Annotated in this window: 15 protein-coding genes; 3 read left to right on the forward strand and 12 right to left on the reverse strand. The window is 51.8% G+C overall.

The window, feature by feature from the left end:
• Positions 1-19: 19 nt before the first annotated feature.
• The 3 genes from D6024_RS23930 to D6024_RS23940 form a co-directional block, all read right to left on the reverse strand.
• Positions 20-1,099 carry a glycoside hydrolase family 43 protein gene (locus tag D6024_RS23930; RefSeq protein ID WP_121357349.1) on the reverse strand — a complete coding sequence of 360 codons (1,080 nt, stop codon included), beginning with the start codon at positions 1,097-1,099 and terminating at the stop codon, positions 20-22.
• A 373-nt stretch (positions 1,100-1,472) separates the two neighbouring features.
• Positions 1,473-2,786, reverse strand: coding sequence for a sensor histidine kinase (locus D6024_RS23935; protein WP_121357350.1), 1,314 nt, complete (start codon positions 2,784-2,786; stop codon positions 1,473-1,475).
• Positions 2,787-2,898: 112 nt separating this feature from the next.
• On the reverse strand, positions 2,899-9,054 hold the full coding sequence (locus tag D6024_RS23940; protein WP_121357351.1) for a hybrid sensor histidine kinase/response regulator: 6,156 nt from the start codon (positions 9,052-9,054) through the stop codon (positions 2,899-2,901).
• Positions 9,055-9,246: 192 nt separating this feature from the next.
• Between D6024_RS23940 and D6024_RS23945 the strand changes: the two genes are divergently transcribed.
• On the forward strand, positions 9,247-9,645 hold the full coding sequence (locus D6024_RS23945) for a response regulator (RefSeq protein ID WP_162944994.1): 399 nt from the start codon (positions 9,247-9,249) through the stop codon (positions 9,643-9,645).
• Between the two features lie 24 nt (positions 9,646-9,669).
• Here the strand turns inward: D6024_RS23945 and D6024_RS23950 are convergent, their stop codons facing one another.
• From D6024_RS23950 to D6024_RS23975, 6 genes are all read right to left on the reverse strand, one after another.
• Entirely contained in the window at positions 9,670-10,614 is a 945-nt protein-coding gene (locus D6024_RS23950) for an NADP-dependent oxidoreductase (protein WP_121357353.1), read from the reverse strand.
• Positions 10,615-10,680: 66 nt separating this feature from the next.
• Positions 10,681-11,259 carry a chemotaxis protein CheB gene (locus D6024_RS23955; protein WP_121357354.1) on the reverse strand — a complete coding sequence of 193 codons (579 nt, stop codon included), beginning with the start codon at positions 11,257-11,259 and terminating at the stop codon, positions 10,681-10,683.
• Entirely contained in the window at positions 11,238-12,047 is an 810-nt protein-coding gene (locus D6024_RS23960; RefSeq protein WP_121357355.1) for a CheR family methyltransferase, read from the reverse strand. The genes D6024_RS23955 and D6024_RS23960 overlap by 22 nt, the downstream gene beginning before the upstream one ends.
• Before the next feature lies 1 nt (position 12,048).
• Entirely contained in the window at positions 12,049-12,432 is a 384-nt protein-coding gene (locus D6024_RS23965) for a response regulator (protein WP_121357356.1), read from the reverse strand.
• A 3-nt stretch (positions 12,433-12,435) separates the two neighbouring features.
• A complete protein-coding gene (locus tag D6024_RS23970) occupies positions 12,436-16,455 on the reverse strand; it encodes a response regulator (protein ID WP_121357357.1) in 4,020 nt (1,339 codons plus the stop codon).
• Positions 16,452-18,023 (reverse strand): sensor histidine kinase, encoded by a 1,572-nt coding sequence (locus D6024_RS23975; RefSeq protein ID WP_121357358.1) that lies wholly within the window; start codon positions 18,021-18,023, stop codon positions 16,452-16,454. Before D6024_RS23975 ends, D6024_RS23970 begins: the two co-directional genes overlap by 4 nt.
• An 803-nt stretch (positions 18,024-18,826) precedes the next feature.
• On the opposite strand from D6024_RS23975, the gene D6024_RS23980 reads away from it, so the two are divergent.
• Positions 18,827-20,206, forward strand: a complete 1,380-nt coding sequence (locus D6024_RS23980; protein ID WP_121357359.1) for an FAD-binding oxidoreductase — start codon at positions 18,827-18,829, stop codon at positions 20,204-20,206.
• Positions 20,207-20,393: 187 nt separating this feature from the next.
• Complete coding sequence (locus D6024_RS23985; RefSeq protein WP_240410143.1) at positions 20,394-21,089, forward strand: DUF6766 family protein; 696 nt, start codon at positions 20,394-20,396, stop codon at positions 21,087-21,089.
• A 248-nt stretch (positions 21,090-21,337) separates the two neighbouring features.
• Here the strand turns inward: D6024_RS23985 and D6024_RS23990 are convergent, their stop codons facing one another.
• The 3 genes from D6024_RS23990 to D6024_RS24000 form a co-directional block, all read right to left on the reverse strand.
• Positions 21,338-22,117, reverse strand: coding sequence for a 3-keto-disaccharide hydrolase (locus D6024_RS23990; protein WP_121357360.1), 780 nt, complete (start codon positions 22,115-22,117; stop codon positions 21,338-21,340).
• A 40-nt stretch (positions 22,118-22,157) separates the two neighbouring features.
• Positions 22,158-23,867, reverse strand: a complete 1,710-nt coding sequence (locus D6024_RS23995; RefSeq protein ID WP_121357361.1) for a GMC oxidoreductase — start codon at positions 23,865-23,867, stop codon at positions 22,158-22,160.
• A 351-nt stretch (positions 23,868-24,218) separates the two neighbouring features.
• Positions 24,219-24,473 carry a hypothetical protein gene (locus tag D6024_RS24000; RefSeq protein WP_121357362.1) on the reverse strand — a complete coding sequence of 85 codons (255 nt, stop codon included), beginning with the start codon at positions 24,471-24,473 and terminating at the stop codon, positions 24,219-24,221.
• Positions 24,474-24,516 lie beyond the last annotated feature (43 nt).

A 24,516-nucleotide genomic window follows, 5' to 3' on the forward strand; every position in this document is an offset into this window, starting at 1 on the left:
AGTCCTGGTGAACAAAGAGCTACTGCTTTTTTTGTTTCCCCTTCCTGTTAGCGGAAGGGAGCGAAAGTGTTTCACCTGATTTCACCGGCTCACCGAAATACGGCATCCCATCCTTATTCCAGGTAAATTGTTGTGCCCTTGGCGAACGGTGGCCGCCACAGCCCTGCCCCGGTTCTGCATTGGCATGATAGAGTATCCAATCTTCTTTGCCGTCAGGTGATTTGAAAAACGAATTATGCCCCGGTGCGTACACACCGTTCCGGGTCGATTGCTTAAACACAGGCTCGGGATTCTTATGCCACGACGACGGGTCCATAAGATCGCTGCCGGCATCTGCCGACAACAGTCCCAAGGCATAATAATCTGTCCAGCAGCCGCTCGCCGAATACACAACAAAAACCTTGTTGCCGTGTTGCAGGAACTGCGGCCCTTCGTTGACATTGACATGTGGCGGATCGTTAACATTCTTTAAATCACCATGTGTTTCCCAGTCCAACGTGGGAGCGGAAATACGTACCCTTTCCCCGTCAATTGTCCACGGGTTTCGAAGCCTGGCAATGTAAATATCCTGCTCCCCGTTTGCGTCTCCTTCCCATCCCGACCAGATCATGTACCACTTGCCTTTGTGTTGAAAGACCGATGCATCAATCGCCCATTTATCGGTTGCATCCGCCACTTTGCCCTTCAGGGTCCACTCACCTTCCATCGGGTCTTTTGACGGGTTCTCCAAAACCCAAATGCGGTGGTTTTCGTTTCGTCCGCTGTCAGCCGCAAAATAGAGGTACCATTTGTTGTTGATGAAATGCAGCTCCGGCGCCCAAAGCTGGCGTGAGTAAGGCATGCCTTTCGGCGGCGAATACACTGTTTTTTGCGGTGCAGATTTTACGTCGGCTATGCTTTTTGCTTTCCACAGCACCAATCGGTTGCCCGTTGTATGCGTGTAATAATAATAGCCGTCTTTGTAAATGCTCCAGGGATCAGCGCCGGAGGGTAATAAAGGATTGGTAAACGTTGTCTCTTCCTGTGAATTGCCGGCTATCGATACAACAAAAAAGCTAGCCAGGAAAAAACCTTTCTTCAGGTAAGTGAACCACTTCATTTCGTCAGGGGAATTTTTTACGAATGTTTGTTATTGACTGGTTCGACAAAATACGGCATTCCGCTGAAAATCCACCACCGTTTGCATGGGATAGCAAGCATTAGCGCAGCAATGCGATTTGCCGTTTTCTCTTCGGTAGCCGGATGGTTGGATATTGCGATATTGAGATAATGAGATATTAGTAACAGAAAATATAGCACTATCTGCTGCTGCCAATATTCTGCCGGTAAATTGAAACAGGTATAAAGCGTTACGGGTCGTCAACGACCGGTCGCCGTTAGCCGGTTATCGCAACGAGCCATTGGCGTCGTACACCAGAAACGACAAAAGCCCTGAAGGGGCTTCCGTCGTTAGAAAAAATTAGTCACTCCCTTTATTCTTCCAGGGAAAGTTTGTTCAGCGTGCCATCCGGAATTTTCATGAAGGACTTTTGAAGCGGCAGGTCGATGTAGAACCGCGACCCTTTGCCATTCTCACTTTCCGCACTGATGCGGCCCTGGTGTTTGTCGATAATTTTCTTACAGATCGAAAGTCCCACGCCGGTGCCTTCGTATTCATGGTAGCTATGCAGCCGCTTGAAAACAACAAAGATTTCTTCGGCATATTTTTCGTCGAACCCAATGCCATTGTCTTCAACCACAATCCGACAATTGGTATCAAACTCGCTATTCATTGGTGTATCGTTCGCCTGGCAATATATAGAAACAATGGGTACTATTTCGGGCTTCCGGAATTTTATGGCGTTGCTTATCAAATTCTGAAACAACTGCCGCATGCCGCTCGGATTGGCCCAAAGCGTCGGCAGCGAATCCACTTTTACCTGGGCCCTGTTTTTTTCAATCTCCACTTCCATGTCCGAAAGCACGTCGGCCACCAGGTGATTCAGGTCCACTTCTGTAAACCCGGCTGCATTGTCTTCCTGGCGGGAGAAAGCCAGAAGATCGTTGATCAGTTTTTGCATGCGCTCCGATGACTTCATGATCTTTTCCATGTACCGCATCATATCCTCGGTAACATGCTGGCGTTGGGTACTCAGCAGTTTGTCGCTGAAGACAAGAATTTTCCGCAGCGGTTCCTGCAAATCGTGCGATGCCACGTAAGCAAAACGGTCCAGTTCTTCGATCGTGGCTTTCAGGCTGCGGTTATTTTCCAGCAACTGCTGGTTCAGCAGGCGCACCCTTTCTTCCGACATGCGGCGCTCTTCGATTTCACGGGCCAGGTTGGCGTTCATCTGTTTCAGCTTCTGCTCCTGCAACAGCAACTGGTGGTTCTTCTGGTACATCTCGGCGAATACACCCACTTTGAAACGCAGCAACTCGGGGTTGATGGGTTTGTAGATGTAATCGATGGCGCCGATTTTATAGCCCTCGAACACATGTTCGTCGTTATAGTTATGCGCCGTGATGAAGATGATGGGAATATGTTTGAGCTTCTCGCGCTGGTAAATAAGGCTGGCTGTCTCCAGTCCGTTGATGTCGGGCATTTGCACGTCCATGAGGATGAGGGTGAAATCGTGCTGGTTCAGCAGGATTTTCAGCGCCGCTTTTCCCGACTGCGCTTTGACGATCTCGTAATTGTCGTTTTCAAGAATCGTTTCAATGGATAACAGGTTATCGGGCCGGTCGTCCACGATCAAAATTTTGATCCGCTTCTCAAGCTTTATATCGTCCAGGTTCAAGGCTTCCATCTGCTATTTTTGAATGAAACATCAAACGCGAGACGTAAAACTGAAGGCCCCTGATTACCGGCTAACAACTGCTTTACGTTTGACGTTTGACGTTTGACGTTTCACATTTCACTTATTTATACAGCCATACTCGCATCAGCGACAATAACTGGTCAATTTTCACCGGCTTTGTAATATAATCCGATGCGCCGGCTTCAATGCATTTTTCACGGTCGCCCTTCATGGCTTTGGCCGTAACAGCAATGATCGGCAGGCTGCTGTTCTTATGCTCCCGCCTGATCTTTTGCGTTGTTTCGTAACCGTCCATTTCGGGCATCATGATATCCATCAGCACCATATCAACCGATTTGTTGTCGGTCAAAATATTGATGGCCTCCTGGCCGCTTTCCGCCGTGATGCAATTGATATTGTATCGCTCAAAAGCGGTGGTCAGTGCAAACAGGTTCCGCACATCATCATCCACGATCAGGATGGTCTTAGTAGCCAGCACATCCTCGCGGCTGCGGAGATTTTCAATGATCATTTGCTTCTCGGGCTGCAGCTCTTTGTGATTGATATGCAGCAGCATCACCACTTCTTCCAGCAGGAGGTCGACCGAGTTCACATCCTTCAGCAGAATGCGGTTGGCATACTGTTTCAACTGGGTTTTCTCTTTCGGCGAGAAATCCTTGGCCGAGTACACCAGCACCGGCATCATCTTGTCTTTTCTCAGTTCGTGGATTTGGGTTACAAACTCCATTCCACCAATGTCGGGCAGCATGTAGTCCACGATCACGCAATCGTACGATTTTGCGTTCAGCATGGCTATGCCCTGCTCGCCGGTGCTCACGAAATCCATGTTGATGATATCCTCACCCAGGTCGAGGATCTTGGCAATCTGCGATGAATCGAGCTCATTGTCTTCCACGATCAGCAGCCGTTTGGGGCGGTCCTGCTGGTATTGAATGATGTCTTCGAACAACACGGAAAGTGCCTCTGCTTTCAGCGGTTTCAGGTGGAAACTGCGGGCCCCGCGCTGCATGGCCAGCAGGCGGTTTTCCTCACCCGAAATCAGGTGCACCGGAATATGTCGGAAGTTGATATCGTTTTTGAACAGGTCAAGAATGCGCCAGCCGCTCGCATCCGGAAGTTTCACATCCAGCGTTACGGCAATGGGATTGTATTTGTTGGTCAGATCAAACACATCGCCAAAGCCCGTGGCCACCACCACCTTCAGGTTCATCTCGTGGGCTTTCTCCACCATGATCTTGGCAAAACGAATGTCGTCTTCCACCACCAGCACCACTTTATCGGTGGGTAGGATGTTGTTGCGGTCGTCGCCCACTTCGTTGATGATCTCGTTCAGCACGTTGAGGTCTTTTACCTCGTTGGCCACTTTGATGGTCGGTACCGATTCGATCGTTACATCGTCGCTGCTCAGCGTCTCCGCCAGTTTGTATTCGCTAACGGTCAGGCTGCTTTGCTTTTCCTTCTTCACCATGTTGGGGTTGTAATCGATCGGCAGGTACAGGGTGAATGTACTGCCCTGCCCTACTTCACTTTCCAGTTCGATTGATCCACCCAGGAGGTCGGCCAGACCACGGGAGATCGATAGTCCCAAACCGGTACCGCCGTATTTGCGGGACGTGGAGCCTTCTGCCTGCTGGAAGGATTCGAAGATGATCTTGTGCTTGTCTTTCGAAATTCCGATACCCGAGTCTTTGATCTCGAAGGCCACGACTTTATTGGCGTTGTCGAGATTCGGGTTCAACTGCCGCCAGTTTCGTTTCGCCTCGTAGATCTTGAGTTGCACACCTCCCTTGTCGGTAAACTTAAACGCATTCGACAGGAGGTTCTTCAGGATCTGGTTCAGCCGCTGCACGTCGGTTTCGATCGTGTCCGGAAGGTGCTTGTCCATTTCGATGGCGAACTTGAGGCTCTTGCTTTCCGAAATGTGCTTGAAGGTTGTCTCAACAAACGAGGTGATCTCGTTAAAGCGAACATTGATAAATTCTGTGGAAATGTAACCGGATTCGATCTTCGACAGGTCAAGAATATCGTTGATCAGCTGGATCAGGTCATCACCGCAGGAGTGAATGGTCTTTGCATAACGCACCTGTTTTTCGGACAGGTTGCCTTCACGGTTTTCGTAAAGTTGTTGTGCCAGGATCAACAGGGAGTTCAACGGCGTCCGCAGCTCGTGCGACATGTTGGCCAGGAACTCAGATTTATACTTCGACGTGATCTGCAACTGCTCGGCTTTTTCTTCCAGCGATTTCCGTGCATCTTCCACCTCTTTGTTTTTGGCTTCCACTTCTTCTTTTTGCTTTACCAGGAGGTGGGCTTTATCCTGCAGTTCTTCGTTCGTCCGCCGCAATTCATCCGTCAGCGATTGCGACTGTGCCAGCAGTTCCTCGGTTCTCGTGTTGGCTTCGATCGTGTTCAATACGATACCGATCGATTCGGTCAACTGGCTCAAGAAGTCGAGGTGGGTTTCGCTGAACTCTCCAAACGAAGCCAGCTCAATTACCGCCTTGATCTGGTTTTCGAACAACACCGGCAGCACGATCACACTCACCGGTAGCGACTCACCTAAGCCGGAACCGATCCGCACATAATTGCTCGGCACGTTGGTCAGCAGGATTCGTTCTTTTTCCACGGCGCACTGTCCTACCAGGCCCTGTCCTAAGGCAAACTCTTTTTGGATGTTTTGTTCTTCGTTGAAGGCATAGGCCGAGAACAATTTGAGCTTTTTGTTTTGTTCGAATTCGTCCTGTTCCAGAATATAGAACATGCCCAACTGTGCATCGGCTACCTGGGCCAATTCGGAAAGGATCCGCCGTGTTACCGTGTTCAGGTCTTTTTGTCCCTGCAACATCTGTGTGAACTTGGCCAGGTTCGATTTCAACCAGTCCTGTTCCTGGTTCAGCAAGGTTGTTGCTTTCAGGTTGGCGATCATCTGGTTGATGGTATCTTTCAGCTCTTCTACCTCGCCCCTTGCATCCACGCGGATCATCCGGGTCAGGTCACCCTTGGTTACCGCACTGGCCACCTCGGAGATGGCACGCACCTGGGTTGTCAGGTTTTCAGCAAGCTGGTTTACGTTTTCCGTCAGATCCTTCCATGTACCGGAGGCGCCGGGCACCGAGGCCTGTCCACCCAGTCGTCCTTCCACACCTACCTCGCGGGCCACGGTGGTTACCTGGTCGGCAAACACCGCCAGCGTATCAATCATTTCGTTGATGGTATCGGTCAGTTGCGCTACCTCGCCACGGGATACGATCGAGAGTTTTTGTTTCAGGTTACCGGTTGCCACGGCTGTTACCACCTTGGCAATCCCCCGCACCTGGTTGGTGAGGTTCGAGGCCATCATGTTCACCGAGTCCGTCAGGTCCTTCCAGGTACCGGCCACACCCTGCACCTCGGCCTGGCCACCCAGCTTTCCTTCCGTACCGACCTCTCTCGCCACCCTCGTTACCTCGAAGGCAAAGGAGTTCAACTGGTCCACCATCGTGTTGATGGTATTCTTCAGGTCAAGGATCTCTCCTTTTACGTCAATCGTTACTTTTTTCGACAGGTCACCGGAGGCCACCGCTTTGGTTACTTCGGCGATGTTCCGCACCTGGAGCGTCAGGTTACCCGTCATCTGGTTCACCGAGTCGGTCAGGTCTTTCCACGTTCCACCCACACCGGGTACGAAGGCCTGTCCACCCAGTTTACCATCGGTACCTACCTCGCGGGCAACCCTTGTTACCTCGGAGGCGAAGGCACGGAGCTGGTCCACCATCGTGTTCAGCGTTTCCTTCAACTGGAGGATCTCACCGCGTACGTCCACCGTGATCTTGCGGCTCATGTCTCCGTTCGCCACCGCGATGGCCACTTCGGCGATGTTCCGCACCTGGGCGGTCAGGTTACCGGCCATGTTATTCACCGAGTCGGTCAGGTCCTTCCAGGTACCCGCTACTCCCGGTACGTGCGCCTGACCTCCCAGCTTTCCTTCCGTACCCACTTCCCTTGCCACACGGGTTACCTCGGAGGCGAAGGCACGGAGCTGGTCCACCATCGTGTTGATGGTGTTTTTCAACTCCAGGATCTCTCCTTTTACATCCACCTCGATCTTCCGCGACAGGTCACCGTTCGCCACCGCCGTTGTTACCTCGGCGATGTTCCGCACCTGGCCGGTAAGGTTCGAGGCCATTTTATTTACAGAGTCAGTCAAATCTTTCCAAAGGCCTTCCACACCGGGTACGTCGGCCTGGCCTCCCAGTCGTCCTTCCGAACCAACCTCGCGGGCCACCCTCGTTACCTCCGAACCAAAGGAGTTCAACTGGTCCACCATCGTGTTGATAGTGTTTTTCAACTCCAGGATCTCTCCTTTTACGTCCACCGTGATCTTGCGGGAAAGATCTCCCTTGGCCACGGCGGTTGTCACCTCGGCGATGTTCCGCACCTGCGCTGTCAGGTTCGATCCCATCTGGTTTACCGATTCCGTCAAATCCTTCCAGGTTCCTCCCACGCCCTGCACTTTCGCCTGGCCGCCGAGTTTTCCTTCCGTACCTACCTCGAGGGCCACACGGGTTACCTCGGAGGCAAAGGAGTTCAACTGGTCCACCATCGTGTTGATGGTCTTTTTCAGTTCGAGGATCTCACCGGCAACATCCACCGTAATTTTTTTACTCAAATCACCATTCGCCACGGCCGTCGTTACCTCGGCGATGTTCCGCACCTGGGCGGTCAGGTTACCGGCCATGTTGTTCACGGAGTCGGTGAGGTCTTTCCAGGTTCCTCCCACTCCCTGCACTTTCGCCTGGCCGCCGAGTTTTCCTTCCGTACCTACCTCGAGGGCCACACGGGTTACCTCGGAGGCAAAGGAGTTCAACTGGTCCACCATCCGGTTGATCACGTCCTTGATCTGGAGGATCTCTCCTTTTACATCAACGGTGATTTTTTGCGTCAGGTCACCGTTGGCGATGGCGGTTGCCACCTTCGATACGTCACGCAACTGGACGGTCAGGTTACCGGCCAGCTGGTTTACGTTATCAGTCAGGTCCTTCCATACACCACCCACACCTTTTACCGTTGCCTGGCCTCCCAGTTTACCCTCGGAGCCCACTTCACGGGCCACACGGGTTACCTCGGCAGAGAAGGAGTTGAGCTGGTCCACCATCGTGTTGATGGTGTTCTTCAGCTCAAGGATTTCACCCCGCACATCCACCGTGATCTTCCGTGAAAGGTCGCCGCGGGAAATGGCCGTCGTCACCTCGGCGATGTTCCGCACCTGGCCGGTTAGGTTCGAGGCCATCTGGTTTACCGAGTCGGTCAGATCCTTCCAGGTACCGGAAACACCCGGCACCTCGGCCTGGCCTCCCAGTTTACCCTCGGAGCCCACTTCACGGGCCACACGGGTTACCTCGGAGGAGAAGGAGTTCAATTGGTCCACCATCGTGTTGATGGTGTTTTTTAATTCAAGGATTTCACCCTGTACGTCTACCGTAATTTTTTTACTCAAATCACCCTTTGCCACCGCCGTGGTTACCTCGGCGATGTTCCGCACCTGGGCGGTGAGGTTACCGGCCATGAGGTTTACCGAGTCGGTGAGGTCTTTCCATACGCCGGCTACACCTTTTACCTTGGCCTGGCCTCCCAGTTTACCCTCGGAGCCCACTTCACGGGCCACACGGGTCACCTCCATGGAGAAGAGGTTCAACTGCTTCACCATGTCGTTTACCTCGGAGGCAATACGGGAGAACTCTCCCTGCAGGCGGTGCTCGCCGATCTGCAGCGGCATTTCCTGCGAAAGATTTCCCTTCGCCACCGACGAGATTACGTGGGCAATTTCAATCGTTGGGTGAACAAGGTCCGAGATCAGGGTGTTGATTGATTCGGAGGCAGCGCTCCAGGAACCGCGGGCCATGCGGGGCATTTCCACGCGGTGGTTGAGCTTTCCCTGCTTGCCGATGATGTTCCGTGCCTGGTTTAGCTCGGATACCAGCGTTTCGTTAAGAGCAATAATCTCGTTAAGCGTATCGTAGATTTTCCCGCTGATGCCGACCTTGTCGACAGCCATGCGGGCAGCAAAATTTCCATTCTTGACTTCGGATAAAACCCGGAGGAGTTCACGGCTGTCGACCTCGTCGTCCAACGCTTGTTCGGGTTTGACCTTTCTGGGTTTTCCGGGCGTTTTCGTTCCGTTGGCCGCTTCGGTTTCGGAGGAAACCGGCACACCATCAAATACAGTAGGGACGGGTGTCTGCAGGACACCATTCGTATTTTTCTTTTTGATACTCATGGTAAAAGGTGAATTGAGTGCGCCAAACCTAGCAAAAAACTTCGGAATTTGCGGAAAAGTGATTTGGTAATTCTACTCCTTTTAACAGATGCCGAAAACCGCAGAAAAGGAAGTAGGAAGCACAACTGTTTTGTCTTTACCTTTAAGCCGTTAAAACCGACTGTTACACTCCGACTAAACAATAAAAACCCAGTGTCCTGTACCATTTTCCTTGCTGAGGATGACATTGATGACCAAGAATTTTTGGAAGATGCGATCCGTTCGATCGCCCCTGACGTTTTCCTCACCAGCTTTACCAACGGTGCCAAATTCATCGAACATCTCGAAAAAACCGCCGATGAGCAGCTTCCCTGCCTGATCCTCCTCGATTACAATATCCCGGAGATCAATGGGGCGGACATCCTGCGACACCTCAACAGATGCCCCCGCTACCAACACATCAAGAAGGTCATCTGGAGTACATCCAACTCCTCACTTTTTATCAAAACCTGCCTGTACCTGGGGGCAAAAGACTATGTTATCAAGCCGTCCAGCGTTTCGGGGATCAAGGAAATCGCGCAGAAACTGGTGAACTGGTGCAATAACTGTTGAGCGGCTGCAGCGAAGGCCGGTGGTTTAACCGATCTGCACCACGATTTTTCCCCTGGTTTTTCCGGTTTCGATTTGGCGGTGCGCCTCGGCAATCTGTGCAAACGTGTAAATGTGCGAAACAGTCGGCTTAAGAAAGCCATCTTCCAGCAGGGTCGCCATCCGGGCCATGTCTTCGCCTCTCGAATGCACGAGGTAGTTTTTAGCCGTTACGCCTTTTTCCTTTGCCTGCTGCTGAACCGGCTCTTTGGCGCCGCCGACTATCGACACAAGTGTGCCGCCGGGCTTTAGCGTCTGCAGTGATTTGACAGTTGTTTCGCCGCCAAGCGGATCAAGCACGACATCCGCGTCGTTGACCGCATTGGCGACCTCTTCTTTCGTATAATCAATAAACTGGTCAACACCCAACGCCAACAGGAAATCTTTGTTTTCGGCAGAAGCCGTACCGGTGACAGATGCCCCAAGGTATTTGGCCATTTGCACGGCAAAATGACCAACACCACCTGCCGCCGCATGGATGAGCACACGCTGCCCCTTTTGCAGACCGGCCTGCTGCGTCAATACCTGCCAGGCGGTGAGGGCCGCCAGCGTTGTTGCCGCAGCTTCCTCGTGCGAAATGGCTGCAGGCTTCAGCGCCAGGTGCGCTGCCGGGGCCGCCACGTATTCGGCATAGGCCTTTCCATTCCCGGGAAAATTGACCATTCCAAACACGGCATCACCCTCACGAAAACCGTGCACATTGGCACCGACTGCCTCGACGACCCCCGAAATATCCCAGCCGAGGATCACCGGTGCGCTTTCCTTCATGCCGGCAAGCAAACCCCCGCCCTTGCGTGTTTTGATATCGACCGGATTAATGCTGAAGGCGTGAACCTTCACCAGCACCTCTCCTTCTTTTGGCTGCGGCGTTGGCAACTCCTGCATCTGCAGGTTCTCGGGTCCGCCGGCTTCTGTTAATACAATTGCTTTCATGCGAACGATCGTTAACGGGTGAAAAGGAAACAGCAAAATTAAAGAAGGAAAAACGGAAAGAACGCATCACGGCAGGAGCTCGTGAATCAGCGCAGGCATTTTTGCAACCGGCAACACGGCATCGACACGGACATGGTCAATCGCGTATTGGGGCATGTAGCTCACAACCGCTTCCGTAGGGTCCTGCACGATGACGTACCCGCCTGCTTCTTTTATTTTTTTTAGCCCAACGGAGCCATCCTGGTTGGCGCCGGAGAGCAGGATCGCAATCAAAGATTCACCGTACACCTCGGCCGCCGACTCGAAGGTAACATCGATAGAGGGGCGGCTATAGTGCACTTTTTCGGAATAATCCAGCGAGATCGTTTTGTCGTTCTCGATCAGCAGGTGATAATCGGCAGGGGCAATGTAAACGGTGCCGGCCAAGATGGTTTCTTTTTCCTCTGCCTCCTTTACCGGCCAGGCAATTTTCTCGGAGAGCAGGTTGGGAAGCAGTGATTCGCTATTCCGGCGGTGGAGCACCAGCACAATTGCCAGGCCTTTTTCGTTTTGGATTGCCGGCAGCAATTGCAGGATCGCTTCCAGACTCCCTGCCGACCCGCCAATGAGCAGCAACTCTTTTTTTATGATGCTCCCTTGCGCCATATTTTTTCCTTGCCCAATTGTTTGTAGTGCGAAGCGATATCGGAAAAGCGGAGGGTTTCTTTTGCACCCAGTGCGAGGAAACCCAGCGGCTCGAGGCTTTGATCAAAAAGGGTCAGCACCCGGTCCTGCAACGGCTTTTCAAAATAGATCATCACGTTGCGACAAAGAATCAACTGGAACTGGTTGAACGATCCGTCCGACACCAGGTTGTGCGTGGCAAAGACCATGCGCTGCGCCAGGTCGCGGTTGAATTTTGCATAGTCATACCGGGTGGTGTAATAAGATGAAAAATCATGCGTACCACCGGATAGGATGTAGTTCTCCGAATACTGCTTCATGGTGCTGAGCGGGAAAATACCGGCTTTGGCTTTTTCCAGCACATCAGGATTAAGGTCGGTGGCATAGAGCAGGGATTTGTGAAGCAGGTTCGCTTCCTGGAGCAGGATGGCCATCGAATACACTTCTTCACCGGTGGAACAGCCCGCATGCCAGATGCGGATAAAGGGATAGGTTGCCAGCAGGGGTAACACTTCTTTGCGAAGCAGTTTGTAGAACGCCGGGTCGCGGAACATTTCGGTCACATTTACTGTGATCTCTTCGACGAAGCGTTTCAGATAGATTTCATCGTTGCGGACACGGTAACGGAACTCGGCAAAACTGGGAAATTTATCCAGCGCAAACAGCCGCTGCATCCGCCGTTTCAACGAGGCCTTGGAATAGTCGTTGAAATCATACCCATACACCTCCAGCAGATCGTTCAGCAATATGTTCACCTCTTCATCCTTCATCCTAGCTTTCGACTTTATGCGCTTTTAACAGGGACAGTAATACATCCACGTCGACGGGCTTGGAAATGTATTCGTCCGCACCGGCTTCCAGGCAGCGCTCCCGGTCGCCGACCATGGCCTGCGCCGTTACGGCAAATACAGGGATCTCAGCCAGGTCCGGCTCAGTTTTCAAAATCGACAGCGCCTGGTAACCGTCCATGCCGGGCATCATCATATCGAGTAAAACAACCTTGATGCCTTTTTGTTTTTGCAGCAGCGCAATTCCTTCCTGTGCCGATGGAGCGGACAGCACGTCGAAGCCTTTGGCTCGCAGTACGGCCGACAGGGCAAAAATGTTGCGGCTGTCGTCGTCGATAAGCAGGATTGTGTTTTCTTTTTCGTTCATGAATTAAAAGCTTTTATCGTAGAGCCATACACGTAACAGCGACAACAACTGGTCGATGTCGACCGGTTTTGAAATATAATCCGAGGCGCCCGCCTTAATGCATTTTTCCCGGTCGCCAGTCATGGCTTTGGCCGTAATGGCAATGATGGGCAGGTTGCGGTACTGCGGCTTTTTCCGGATTTGCTGCATGGCTTCGTAACCATCCATTTCGGGCATCATGATGTCCATGAGCACGGCATTGATATCGGGATTTTCGGCCAGCTTTTGCAAGGCTTCCTTACCATCCATGGCCGCAATCACCTGCACGTTGTGCAGTTCCAGCGCTTTGGTGAGTGAAAAAATATTGCGAACGTCGTCGTCGGTGACGAGAATTTTTTTGCCGGACAACACTTCGTTCAATGCGCCCATGCGGCGGTAGCCGGCGGGCTTGTCTTTGCGACTGGCTTCTTCCACCAGGTGAAGGAAAAGCGATACTTCATCAAGGATGCGTTGGTACGAATGCGCCGTTTTGATCACAATCGAATCGGCATACTGGCGAATCTTCGATTCTTCCGTTTTCGACAGGCTTTTCCCGGTGAAAATGATGATGGGCAGATTTTCGAGACCGGGATTTTGCTTGACGGTTTCAAGGGTTTCGTATGCCTGCTGATCGGGAATGCCCATGTCGAGAATCACGCAATCCACTTCGTCTTTCTGCAAGGCATTCACCCCTTCGTTTACGGTCGGTGAAATTTGTGCGGAGACATGAAACGATTCCAGAAAATACGCAAGCGCCTTTGCATGTTGCGGGTTTTCTTCCACAATCAACACTTTCTTGTGCTCCTTGCTCAACACATGCTCGATCTTTTTAAACACTTCCTGCATCTGGTCGAATGCAACCGGCTTGCTGATGAAATCGATGGCACCTTTTTGCAGGCTTTCTTTTTTTGCCTCGTACGCCGACATCATGTGCACGGGAATGTGGCGGGTAGCGGGATTGGCCTTTAATTCTTCCATCACTTCCCAGCCATCTTTCACCGGCAATTGAATGTCGAGCAAAATACCCGTAGGCCGGTATTGCTGCGCCAGCGCAATGCCTTCGTCGCCGCGAACCGCAACAAGGCCTTTGTATCCTTTCTGGTGTGTGTAATCGAGAAGGGCTTTGGCAAATGCCGTATCGTCTTCAATGATCAGGATCGTTTTGTCCTGCGAGTTTGTGCTGTTGCGATCATCCGGCAGGCTTTCGGGAATTTTGTCCGAACGGAAGTTTTTTGCCTTTGCCGGCCTGGTGACGGTGGTTTCGGCCGCCACAACCGGTTCGGGAACAGCTGCCGGCATTGGCACGTCTTTCATCTTTGCCTTGGGTACATACACGGTAAACTCGCTGCCTTTTCCCGGCTCGCTTGCCAGCTTAATCTCACCGCCCAGCAACCGGATCAGTTCGCGGCTGATCGAAAGGCCCAAACCCGTGCCGCCGTATTTTCTCCGTGTGGAACCATCGGCCTGCTGAAACGCCTCGAAGATGAGGGCCTGTTTTTCCGCCGGAATTCCGATTCCGGTGTCTTTTACGGTGAAGGCAAGAAATGGATGATCGTCCGGCAGGGTTGACACGTTCAATTGTACCGAGCCCTGGGCCGTAAACTTGATGGCATTGGAAAGCAGGTTGCGCAAGACCTGCTCCAGCCGCAGCTTGTCAGTTTCGAGTTGCGACGGCACCTCCGGCGCCACATTGATTTCGAACCCGATCCCTTTTTCCCTGGCAACCGGTGCAAAAAGCGCTTTCATATCGGCCGTGATTTCCTGCACTATTACAGGAACATACTCCAGCTGCATCTTGCCGGCTTCGATCTTGGACAGGTCAAGAATTTCGTCGATCAGCGACAGGAGGCCCTGGCCGGAACTCTGGATCACTTTCGCATATTCGACCTGCTCGTGATTCAGGTTGGTCTCGTTGTTCTCCGCCAGCAACCGCGAAAGCAGCAAGATCGAATTGAGCGGTGTGCGCAGTTCGTGCGACATATTGGCAAGAAACTCCGACTTGTACTTAGTGCTCAGGGCCAGTTCTTCGGCCTTTTGCTGGATCTCGATATTGCGCTCCACGATCAGGGCGTTGCGCTCTTCCAGTTGGCGGGTCCGCTCTTCCAGTTCCTGGTTGGCCTGCATCAGTTCTTCCTGCTGCACTTTTAGTTCTTCTTCCGAGGTCTGGAGTTTTTCCGCCTGCGCTTCCAGTTCCGCATTGATGTTTTCCAGTTCCGCGTGCTGTGCCTGCAACTCTTCCGCCTGTGCCTGCGTTTGCTCCAGCAATTTTTGCAATTGCACTTTGCTCCTGGCCGTCCGGATGCTGATGGCGATATCGGTTGCAGCTTCCCGCAGGAAAGCAATTTTATACTCGTCGATCTCGTGCAGGGAGGCAATTTCGATGATGCCTTTGACAATCGTATCCGCATAAAGCGGAACGACAACGACATGTTTTGGATGTGAGGTACCCAGCCCGGAACGGATTTGCAAAAATGACTCGGGCACATCCTTCAGGTGCAGCAATTGCTTTTGTGCTGCGGCCTGCCCAATCAGCGTTTCGCCAAACTGCAAATCTTTTGGCACCTCATCCATCTTGCTTACCGCGTATCCCGCTTCAAAATGAAGCCTGTTCTCATAAGCCGAATAAAACAGCCCGCTTTCACATCCAAGGTAAGGAACCAGAAGATTGATAGAATTCCTGCTGATTTCGTCAATTGTTTTTTCGCCCCGGAGCAGGTCGCTGAGGGAAGAAAGCCCGGTTTGTGTCCAGATTTTTTCATCGCTTTCTTTCGCGTATTGCTGCAGGTTGTCACGCATGTGCACAAGCGAATTTCCCAATACATCATCCTTGCTGCGCGGATGCACCGGCGCACTGAAATCACCATCGCCGATCACCTTTGCAGCCAGCGCCAACTGCTGGCTGTTGTTGTCGAGCGAAAGAATGGAACGGGTGAGCGAACCAATGGCGTCATTGCTTTCGGGGCGAATGGACAGACCGGTGCGGCCGGCAGCCAGGTCTTCGGCTGCCGTGCGCAAATCGCTCAACGACGAGGTGATCACCCGGATCGTGTATACAAGAAAAACGGCTACCAGCGCCAGGATCGCCAGGAGCATGACGAGGCTCCAGGTTTGTTGTTGTTTTTCCCTGCGGTAAATTTCATCGGCACCTTTTCCTGCTTCCTGGATCATGCTTGCCTGCAAGGCTTTTAATTTGTTCACCGCATTGGTGGCTGCAGCCCAGTACACATCACCGTTCACCGTGGTGTCGATTTTCCGGGTCGTTGCAACGGCCGCTTCCACGGCCGCCGCCTGTTTGGTGTTCGCCTCCGTGCGCAGGTTGTTCAGCTCCGCCACTTTAGCAGGCGGCCCTTTCAGGGTGAATTCACGCACATAGCTGGCAATGATTTCCTGCATTTGATTAATGCTGGCGATCAACTGGGGATTTTGTTGCTTGGATTCCAGCAGGAAATAGATCTGCGCCAGAACAATTCCTTTGTAGGTGATGATATCCGAAAGCAATTTTTGTCCTCTTACCGCTTTGATCACCGGCTGTAGGTACAACACGTTTCCGGCAGCGACGTTGTTCAGTGACGTGAGCCGGAAGATGGCATTGGTATAGAAATTCAGCACGTCCAGCGGCTGTATTTCGTGGTTGTCGACCCGTGTACGAACGTTTTTTAACTGGTCTAAAAACGTGTAGGATTCATAACCGGTCATTTCTTCGCCCTCTTCCCCTACACGCCGGCTTACATCGTCCACTCTTGTCCGCTGCTGCAGCATTTCTGTCTGCAGGGTATTGTTGGTGGCATAAACAAAACTGTACCGCCGTTCCATCTGTAGAACGTCGACCAGTTCATTGATGCTGACCGCCTGTTTGATCCGGTTGCGATAACCATCCAGCATGGCCAGTTTCTGGTTTTTTTCGTTGTTGTACTGGAAAACGACCACGACCAAAAAAAGCAGGGGTAAAAGACCCAGCAAGGCAAGTTTGGCGGGCAAGGCTAATCGTCTGAAAAATCCGTTCATGTAGGCTGACTTTTTTCTACGGGTGAATGGGCGGTGTGCTCGAGAAATCGTTTTTGCTGCAGGGGAAGCAGCACGACAAAGGTGGTGCCGACACCGGGATGGCTTTCAACGGAAATTTCACCGTTGTGCTTTTCCACGATTTTCTTGGCAATGGTCAGTCCGATGCCCGTGCCTTCGTAGGCTTCCCTGGAATGGAGTCGCTGGAAAAGGGTAAAAATCTTGTCCTTGTATTTTTCATCAAAGCCGATTCCGTTATCGGCCACGCAGATCCGGCAATACCTGGAATCTTCATGATGCGAAGACGGCCGGTCCAGCACCACTTCTTTCGCCCAGATGCGGATATGCGGCGCAACACCGGGCTTCGAAAACTTCAATGCATTGCTGATCAGGTTTTGAAAAAGCTGGCGAATCAGCGACGGCACGACCGGCAAGGCTGGAATTGGTCCCACATCAACAACGGCTTTTTTCTCGTCAATGTGTAATTCGAGATCGACGAGAATATCCTGGATAATGGTTTTGATATCCGCCATTTCGAACGCCAGATCTTCCGAGATGCGGGCAAACGAAAGCAGGTCCGAGATCAGTTGACTCATGCGGTTGGCGGAACGGATGATCTTGTCCATGTAAACGGCCATTTTTTCATCCAGTTCACCGCTGTCGGCGATCATGCTGCCAAAGAACTGGATCTTGCGCAACGGCTCTTTCAGGTCGTGCGAGGCCACGGAGGTGAACTGTTGCAGTTCATTGTTGCTGATCTCCAGTTCGCGGTTGCTTTCCAGCAGTTCCCGTGTCCGTTCGGCAACTTTCCGTTCCAGCGTTTCGTTCAGTATTTTTTGCTCGTGGATGGACGTCAGGGTCCCTACCCAGCGGGCAATGCTCTCGCCCACGTAAACCGGTGTGGCCCGCAAGAGATGATAATAGTATTGCCCGTCATCCATCCTGCGGATACAGACTTCGGTTTCCAGCGACTGCCCGTCGGTAATGCTTTCCAGCCATACATCACGAAGCGACGGGGTGCCGGGGAGTGTTTCGGGAAACTGTTCTTTCGAAGCGACGAAAGAAAACCACTGGTTGTTCACCGTTTCAATTTTGCCCTTTTTATTTGTGGTAAACGCCAGTTGCGGCAGCGACTCCAGTGTGGAATGCAACTCGTTGACAGTGGCTGTCAGTTCTTTTTCCGCTTCCTTTAGCGCATGGTTTTTTTCGTAGAGCCGAAAGAAGTTGCGCACTTTCAGCATGAGGATGTCGGGATCAACGGGCTTGGTCAGGTAATCCACCGCACCCGATTCAAATCCTTTTGTGATAAACCGTTTGTGGGTATTGACAGCCGACAGGAAAATAATGGGAATGTCTTTGGTTTTGTTCATGCCCGTAATGGCTTCGGCCACTTCAAAGCCATCCATCACCGGCATTTGCACATCTAGAATGATCAGGGCATATTCTTTCTTTAGCACTTTTTTCAGGGCTTCCTCGCCGGACAGTGCCGTGTCGGACGAAAAACCGTGTTGCTCCAGTACGGTTTTAAGTGAAAAAAGATTTTCCTGTCTATCATCAACAATAAGGATCATCGATCGTTAAAGATTTAGGCAATAGCCAAGACTATTGTTTTCGTATGGTTTGATCAATTGGTTAAGAGATCGAAATTAGCCCTTTTCAGGGGTTAACACAAAACGAAAAGAAAAACGAAACGTTCAAATCAGCAGTAGAATTATTGTAAAACAACTTTCAATTCCCATCCTTCAAAACTAACCGGTCGATGCATTTGCTTCGTCGTTTTTGCAAACCTGCAACTGGCGTATTGGCTTCGCATTCCTTCCGCCTGCTTTTCCAAATCGTGATGCAAGGCTGCCCAAAAAACCTGATCCAGGTTCATCTTCTTCGACTAATTATTAACAAGATGCTGGTTGATCGTCATCATCGTACCGCGAATTCTTTCTATCAAAAAAGCCACCGGCCAACCTGGACGTCGTAGTGGTATTTTCGCAAAATCCTTGCCTGTACTGCGTTACAGGGCATCCCGAGACAGTTTATGACCGTAAAAGCCGGATAAACTTATCAATGTGTACAGGAAACACATCCATAGTTTTGTGTAACAAACGAAAAAACAAAGACCTTTTCATATAGCAAGCAATCGTTAGCGTCCGCTGTTTCTACAGTGGACTTTTTTTTGCCCCTACCGGAAACAGCCGGCGTGGCCATCACGGCTTGATGGTCTTCTTTGCCCAAACACCTTTTCGTTTACTGGTGAAGTTTTGTAGATTTGGTTCACCTGCTATTACTCTACGATCACTGCACACTCCTTCCACTTTGAAGATTGCAACACCGCTCACCTTGTGATGAACTGCATTTCTTCACCGCAAAATCAAACAAAATGGAGTCTTTTAGCCTCGCTGCCGAACAATTGTCGCCTTCCCTGGTCGCAGAAATCCGCGAAAAAACAACCGGCCCGGTACTGGTTCCCGGCGACGATACGTTTAATGAGGTACGCAAAGTCTGGAACGGCATGGTCGACCGCAAACCTGCATTAATCATTCGCTGCCAAACCGTGAATGACGTAATCACCGGCGTCAACGCAGCCAGGAAAAACCACCTGCAGGTGGCGATTCGCGGCGGCGGACACAACGTAACAGGTAATGCGGTTTGCGACGGTGGTATTATGATTGATCTGTCGCTGCTGAAAAAAGTGCAGGTAGATCCCGAGCAAATGACAGCGAAGGCGCAAACCGGCGCCACCTGGGGTGATTTCGATAAGGCTACCCAGGTTTATGGCCTGGCAACAACAGGCGGATTGATTTCCACGACAGGCATTGCCGGACTGACCCTCGGCGGCGGCGTGGGCTGGCTGGTGCGCCACCACGGCATGAGCTGCGATAATTTGATCAGCGCAGAAGTGGTCACTGCAACCGGCGAACTGGTAACGGCCAGCACCACGGAAAACCCCGATCTCTTCTGGGGACTAAGAGGCGCCGGCGGCAATTTCGGCGTCGTGACTTCACTCACCTATCGTCTTCATCCCGTGTCGCAGGTATTCGGCGGGATGATTTTATACCCGAGAACGGAGGCACAAAAGGTGATCCGGCATTTCCGTGAGTTCATGGCAACCGCTCCCGACGAACTAACCCTTTATGCGGCCCTGCTCCACTCCCCCAACGGTCAACCGGTCGTTGGGATAATGGGCTGCCACAGCGGTGATGTATCAACAGGAGAAAGCGTTTTGAAACCCATTCGTGAATTCGGCTCACCCCTTCTCGACACATTCAGCGAGCAACCCTATTTGCAGATGCAAACCATGCTGGATGGTCCCTTCCCGCACGGCAACCGCTATTACTGGAAGTCCGGCTTTTTGGATGAACTATCCGATGAAGCCATCGACACGATCATCCAACAGGCAGAAACGGTTCCCTCGCCCCTCACACCCATCATCTTTGAATTGTACGGCGGCAAAGCCGCGGAAGAACCGGAAGGCGGTACCTCGTACCCACACCGGATGAACCAGTTTGATCTCGTTGTGATCTCCAATTGGGTTACGCCGGAAGACGATGAAAAGAACATTTCGTGGACCCGGGCCCTTTGGGAAGCCGTGCAGCCTTATACCAGCAACCGGGTTTATGTAAATGCCCTTGGTATCGAAGGCGAGCAACGGGTTAGAGAAGCCTACGGCAAGAACTATAACCGCCTGCAGGAGATCAAAAAAAAGTATGACCCGGAAAATCTTTTCTGCCTGAACCAAAATATCCAACCGGGCAGCTAGGTAGCATCCGTAAAAATGGTTGAGAAAGAGCATTGCCGCGGCAGTGCTCTTTTTTTACGCCATGCGTATCCCGGCCAGCGCCTGCATTGTCACAGTACCGGGCAAGTATCCCGCATTCAATTTTTCGTAACCGCGCCATTCCAGCCTCTATCGGCACCGTATTGGCAATCTGGAAAACCACTGGTTTGTGGAACAGTTTTTTATTTATTATAAGCTAAAATTCAACATGAACTGGCTACGGAACAACGGCCTTTCACTGGTGTTCCTGCTCCTGTTTCTTTTTTCACTGGGTGCGCAGGCTTTTACCGGCTGGAAGGAATACAATGAAGAAATGCAGGAAGCAGGAGGTCAACCGCTCGATTTTGGTCCTTACCTGACAACAGCCCATTTTTCAGAGGCCACGTTTGAAAACTGGGAGAGCGAATTTCTGCAGATGGCACTGTTCGTTGTACTGAGCATGTTTCTTTACCAGAAAGGTTCTTCCGAATCGAAAGATCCGGATAAGGCAGAAAAGGTTGACAGGGATCCCAAATACAACCAAAAGAAAAATGCGCCCTGGCCCGTGCGCAAGGGCGGCCTGGTGTTAACGCTTTACCAGCATTCTCTTTCCATTGCCCTGACGCTGTTGTTTCTTCTCAGCCTCCTCTGGCATTTTAAAGCCAGCCGGCTCGATTACAATCAACACCAGGTGCTCCGGCACCTGCCCACAGAAACGGCTTCGCAATACCTTACGAATCCGAAATTCTGGTTCGAGTCGTTTCAGAACTGGCAGAGCGAATTCCTGTCTGTCCTGGCAATTATTTTCCTGAGTATTTACCTGCGGCAAAAAAACTCGCCGCAATCAAAACCCGTAGATGCACCACACACCGAAACCGGCGACTGAATGTTTTTAAGGCAATTCCACCAATACATTGTGTGAATAGAGAATGGTGCGAGAGAAAATAGGTGATTCACAACTGGCCATTAAAGTACGATCCGCCAAAATAATTTACGGTTCTATAGGCAATAAGAAAAAGCTCCATCGATGGCCGTCGCGTAAAATGCAGGGATCAGCCCGCGTTGCGGGCAAGCTTTATTGCCAATAAAAAAGCCGGCGGTCAACTCGACTGCCGGCTTTTTGCTGGATACCTTTTACAAAGGCCTGATCCAAATATTGCGGAAGGAGATCGGCTCACTGGGATCACCGTGTGCCTGCAGCTTGATGGGCGCCGCTCCGTGCTTGATCGAGTAAGAGGGCTTGCCGATGTACTGCGTCGGTCCTAAAAGTGCCACATCGTTCTGCACCAGCACACCGTTGAAAAATACGGTTACCCGTGCCGGTGACTTTACAGAACCGTCGTCGTTGAATGTCGGTGCGGTCCAGGCCACATCGTAGCTCTGCCACTCGCCGGGCTTGCGTGCCGGGTTGGCCAGCGGGACATGCTGCTTGTAAATGCTACCCGCCATCCCGTTCACATACGTATCGTTCTGGTACGAATCCAGGACTTGGAGTTCGTAGCCTGCATCGCCCTTGCCGATCGAAGCCAGGAACACGCCACTGTTGCCGCGGGCCTGGTTCTTTCCGGTGATCGTTGCCGGGATGCGCCATTCAATGTGCAATTGGTAGTTGCCAAAAGATCGTTTGGTTTCAATATTGCCGGCGGCTTTGTTGACGGTTAATACACCGTCGTTGACGGTCCAGGTGGCCGGCTTCGAGGGGTCGGACGTCAACACCCATTCGTCGAGATTTTTGCCATCGAACAAGACAACGGCATCGGACGGTGGTGTTTCAAAAGCGATCTTACCCGGCGTAACCACTTTGGGCACTGGTGTGTAAACCTCCGTGTCTTCGGGTTTGCCCTTGGGTTGCGCCACGGCGCAGGAAAACAGGAAGAGCGAACAGCTACCAATAAAAAACATTTTTTTCTTCATGGATTTGTGTTTTGACAAGAGTTAAGTATTGCGGTGAAAATTACAGGTTTCTTTTCTTCAGTTCATTTACGGCATAATCGGCCGCACGGGCCGTGAGTGCCATGTAAGTTAATGAGGGATTTTGGCAGGCACTGGAGACCATGCAGGCACCGTCGGTTACAAACACGTTTTTGGCGTCCCACACCTGGTTCCATTCATTGAGCACCGAGGTCTTGGGATCGCGACCCATGCGTGCCGTTCCCATTTCGTGGATGCCATGGCCTATGGCGTGACCGGCATCGTAGGTATTCACATTCTTTACGCCGGCGGCTTCGAGCATGGCCCTGGCTTCGGCAACAATGTCCTTGCGCATGGCCATCTCGTTTTCCCGCAACACGGCATCCATGGCCAGCACCGGCAAGCCCCATTTGTCTTTCCGGGCCTTATCCAGCGAAATTTTGTTTTCGTGGTACGGAAGGATTTCCCCAAAACCTGTCATGCCGATCGACCACTGACCGGGTTCGCAAAGGGCATCCTTATAATCGCCGCCGATGTTCATTTCGGCGATCTCCCTGGCCCATCCCTGGCGGCTGGCACTGCCCTGGTAGCCAAAGCCCCGCAGGTAATTGCGCTTGTCGCCAAACAAATTGGCAAATCGAACAATGTAAAAGCCATTGGCCCGCTTGCCATAGAGGTATTTGTCTTCGTAGCCCTCCACGGTTCCCGAAGCACCGAGGTTGTAGTGATGATCCATCACGTTGTGACCCAGTTCGCCGCTGCTGCTGCCCAGGCCATCGGGCCATACATCGGTGGCCGAATTCATCAGCACCCAGGCCGAGTTCAGCGCCGACGCATTGAGAAAAACAAGCGAAGACGTAAACGTGTAGGTCTTGTTGGTTTCTGCGTCCAGCACCTCCACGCCCCTTGCCTTTTGCGTGTCTTTGTCGTAAAGAATTTGCGTCACGATGGAAAACGGACGCACGGTCAGGTTGCCGGTTTTCAGGGCGGCCGGCAACGTGGAAGACTGCGTGCTGAAATAGCCGCCAAAGGGACAACCTTCCCAGCAACGGTTGCGGAACTGGCAGGCCGTTCGCCCGGGGATGGCGGCCGTAAGATTCGCCGTGCGGCCAATGATCATGTGCCGGTTCAGCTTTTCTTTGATGCGTGCCGCCACGTCTTTCTCCACGCAGTTCAACTCCATTGGTGGCAGGAAGTTCCCGTCGGGCAGTTGGGGAAGACCTTCTTTGGATCCGCTGATACCGGCAAAGCCTTCCACGTAATCGTACCAGGGAGCCATGTCCTTGTACCGGAGGGGCCAGTCGATGGCGATACCGTCTTTTGCATTGGCTTCAAAATCCAGGTCGCTCCAGCGATAGCTTTGCCTTCCCCACAAGATGGAGCGTCCACCCATTTGGTAACTGCGCCACCAGGTGAAGGGTTTGATTTCGGTATAAGGGCAATCCTGTTCATTGGCCCAGAATGAAAGATCGGGGTGACCGATGGCCCAACCACGGTTGATGACCGGGTAGTTTGCCTTGTCTTGCAGGGTGGCCGTACCGCGGTGCGGGAGGTCCCACTGATCCAACCTGGCAGTCTTGTAATCCTTTACGTGTTCGAGGTTGCGGCCCCTTTCCAGCATCAAAACTTTCAGGCCTTTTTCCGTCAGTTCTTTGGCGGCCCATCCTCCGGAAATCCCGGACCCGATGACAATGGCATCATACTGGTTTTGCGCTGCAGCTTTGGTGTTGACGCGTAGTGTATCCCCTGGCATAGGTAAGAATGTCTCTCTTTTTTTCGGTGAGGCAATCGTTGTTGCAATGTGGTTGAAAAAACCAATTTACGAACAAACCGTTGAACTGTTGCCTGTGGTTTTACAGATTTTTCAAGACAAGTTTGGTTGTGGATGATAACTAACACCAACCCGTGGAATTGATAGAGGGATATATGCAAACGAAACGCGGCCGGCAACAAACCCATTCTCCGTCAAACGAAGTTTGACTGTATCTGGTAGAAAAGGTCCACGATGCATCGCGTTTGCTTTGCCTGCCCGATGGGCCAGAAAATGCCTTAGCCTTGCCACCGGCAAAACGCAAGAAGGATAGAAAGACTGGATTGACTATAGTTAGAGCAACAATTGCAACTCGGAAACGTCAACCATGCGCAGGTAAGGTTCTAAAAACCGCGTGTCGTCGAAGCCGCGGATATCGATGGCTTCAGACATCTTTTCGTTGAAGTATATCTCGACATAATAGCTTTCAACCTGATAAAGCAGCACATTTACTCCTACACCTGTTCTACCAAAAAGAAATACGCCACAGTGCTTGACCACTTTTCGCTGCATGTCTTTAGGCAGCGAAACAAACTGCTGAAACGTCATAAGTGCCTATTTAAAGCTGGAAAGGGCACAAAAGCAGTGCCGT

This window comes from Flavisolibacter nicotianae (assembly GCF_003628535.1).
Lineage (GTDB): Bacteria > Bacteroidota > Bacteroidia > Chitinophagales > Chitinophagaceae > Flavisolibacter > Flavisolibacter nicotianae.

Excerpts from the sequence above, each read along its gene's own strand:
- D6024_RS23930 (WP_121357349.1), bottom strand. The coding sequence starts at position 1,099 with ATGAAGTGGTTCACTTACCTGAAGAAAGGTTTTTTCCTGGCTAGCTTT.
- D6024_RS23955 (WP_121357354.1), bottom strand. The coding sequence starts at position 11,259 with ATGGCGCAAGGGAGCATCATAAAAAAAGAGTTGCTGCTCATTGGCGGG.
- D6024_RS23975 (WP_121357358.1), bottom strand. The coding sequence starts at position 18,023 with ATGATCCTTATTGTTGATGATAGACAGGAAAATCTTTTTTCACTTAAA.
- D6024_RS23995 (WP_121357361.1), bottom strand. The coding sequence starts at position 23,867 with ATGCCAGGGGATACACTACGCGTCAACACCAAAGCTGCAGCGCAAAAC.
- D6024_RS23980 (WP_121357359.1), top strand. The coding sequence starts at position 18,827 with ATGGAGTCTTTTAGCCTCGCTGCCGAACAATTGTCGCCTTCCCTGGTC.
- D6024_RS24000 (WP_121357362.1), bottom strand. The coding sequence starts at position 24,473 with ATGACGTTTCAGCAGTTTGTTTCGCTGCCTAAAGACATGCAGCGAAAA.
- D6024_RS23965 (WP_121357356.1), bottom strand. The coding sequence starts at position 12,432 with ATGAACGAAAAAGAAAACACAATCCTGCTTATCGACGACGACAGCCGC.
- D6024_RS23950 (WP_121357353.1), bottom strand. The coding sequence starts at position 10,614 with ATGAAAGCAATTGTATTAACAGAAGCCGGCGGACCCGAGAACCTGCAG.
- D6024_RS23970 (WP_121357357.1), bottom strand. The coding sequence starts at position 16,455 with ATGAACGGATTTTTCAGACGATTAGCCTTGCCCGCCAAACTTGCCTTG.
- D6024_RS23960 (WP_121357355.1), bottom strand. The coding sequence starts at position 12,047 with ATGAAGGATGAAGAGGTGAACATATTGCTGAACGATCTGCTGGAGGTG.
- D6024_RS23990 (WP_121357360.1), bottom strand. The coding sequence starts at position 22,117 with ATGAAGAAAAAAATGTTTTTTATTGGTAGCTGTTCGCTCTTCCTGTTT.
- D6024_RS23935 (WP_121357350.1), bottom strand. The coding sequence starts at position 2,786 with ATGGAAGCCTTGAACCTGGACGATATAAAGCTTGAGAAGCGGATCAAA.
- D6024_RS23940 (WP_121357351.1), bottom strand. The coding sequence starts at position 9,054 with ATGAGTATCAAAAAGAAAAATACGAATGGTGTCCTGCAGACACCCGTC.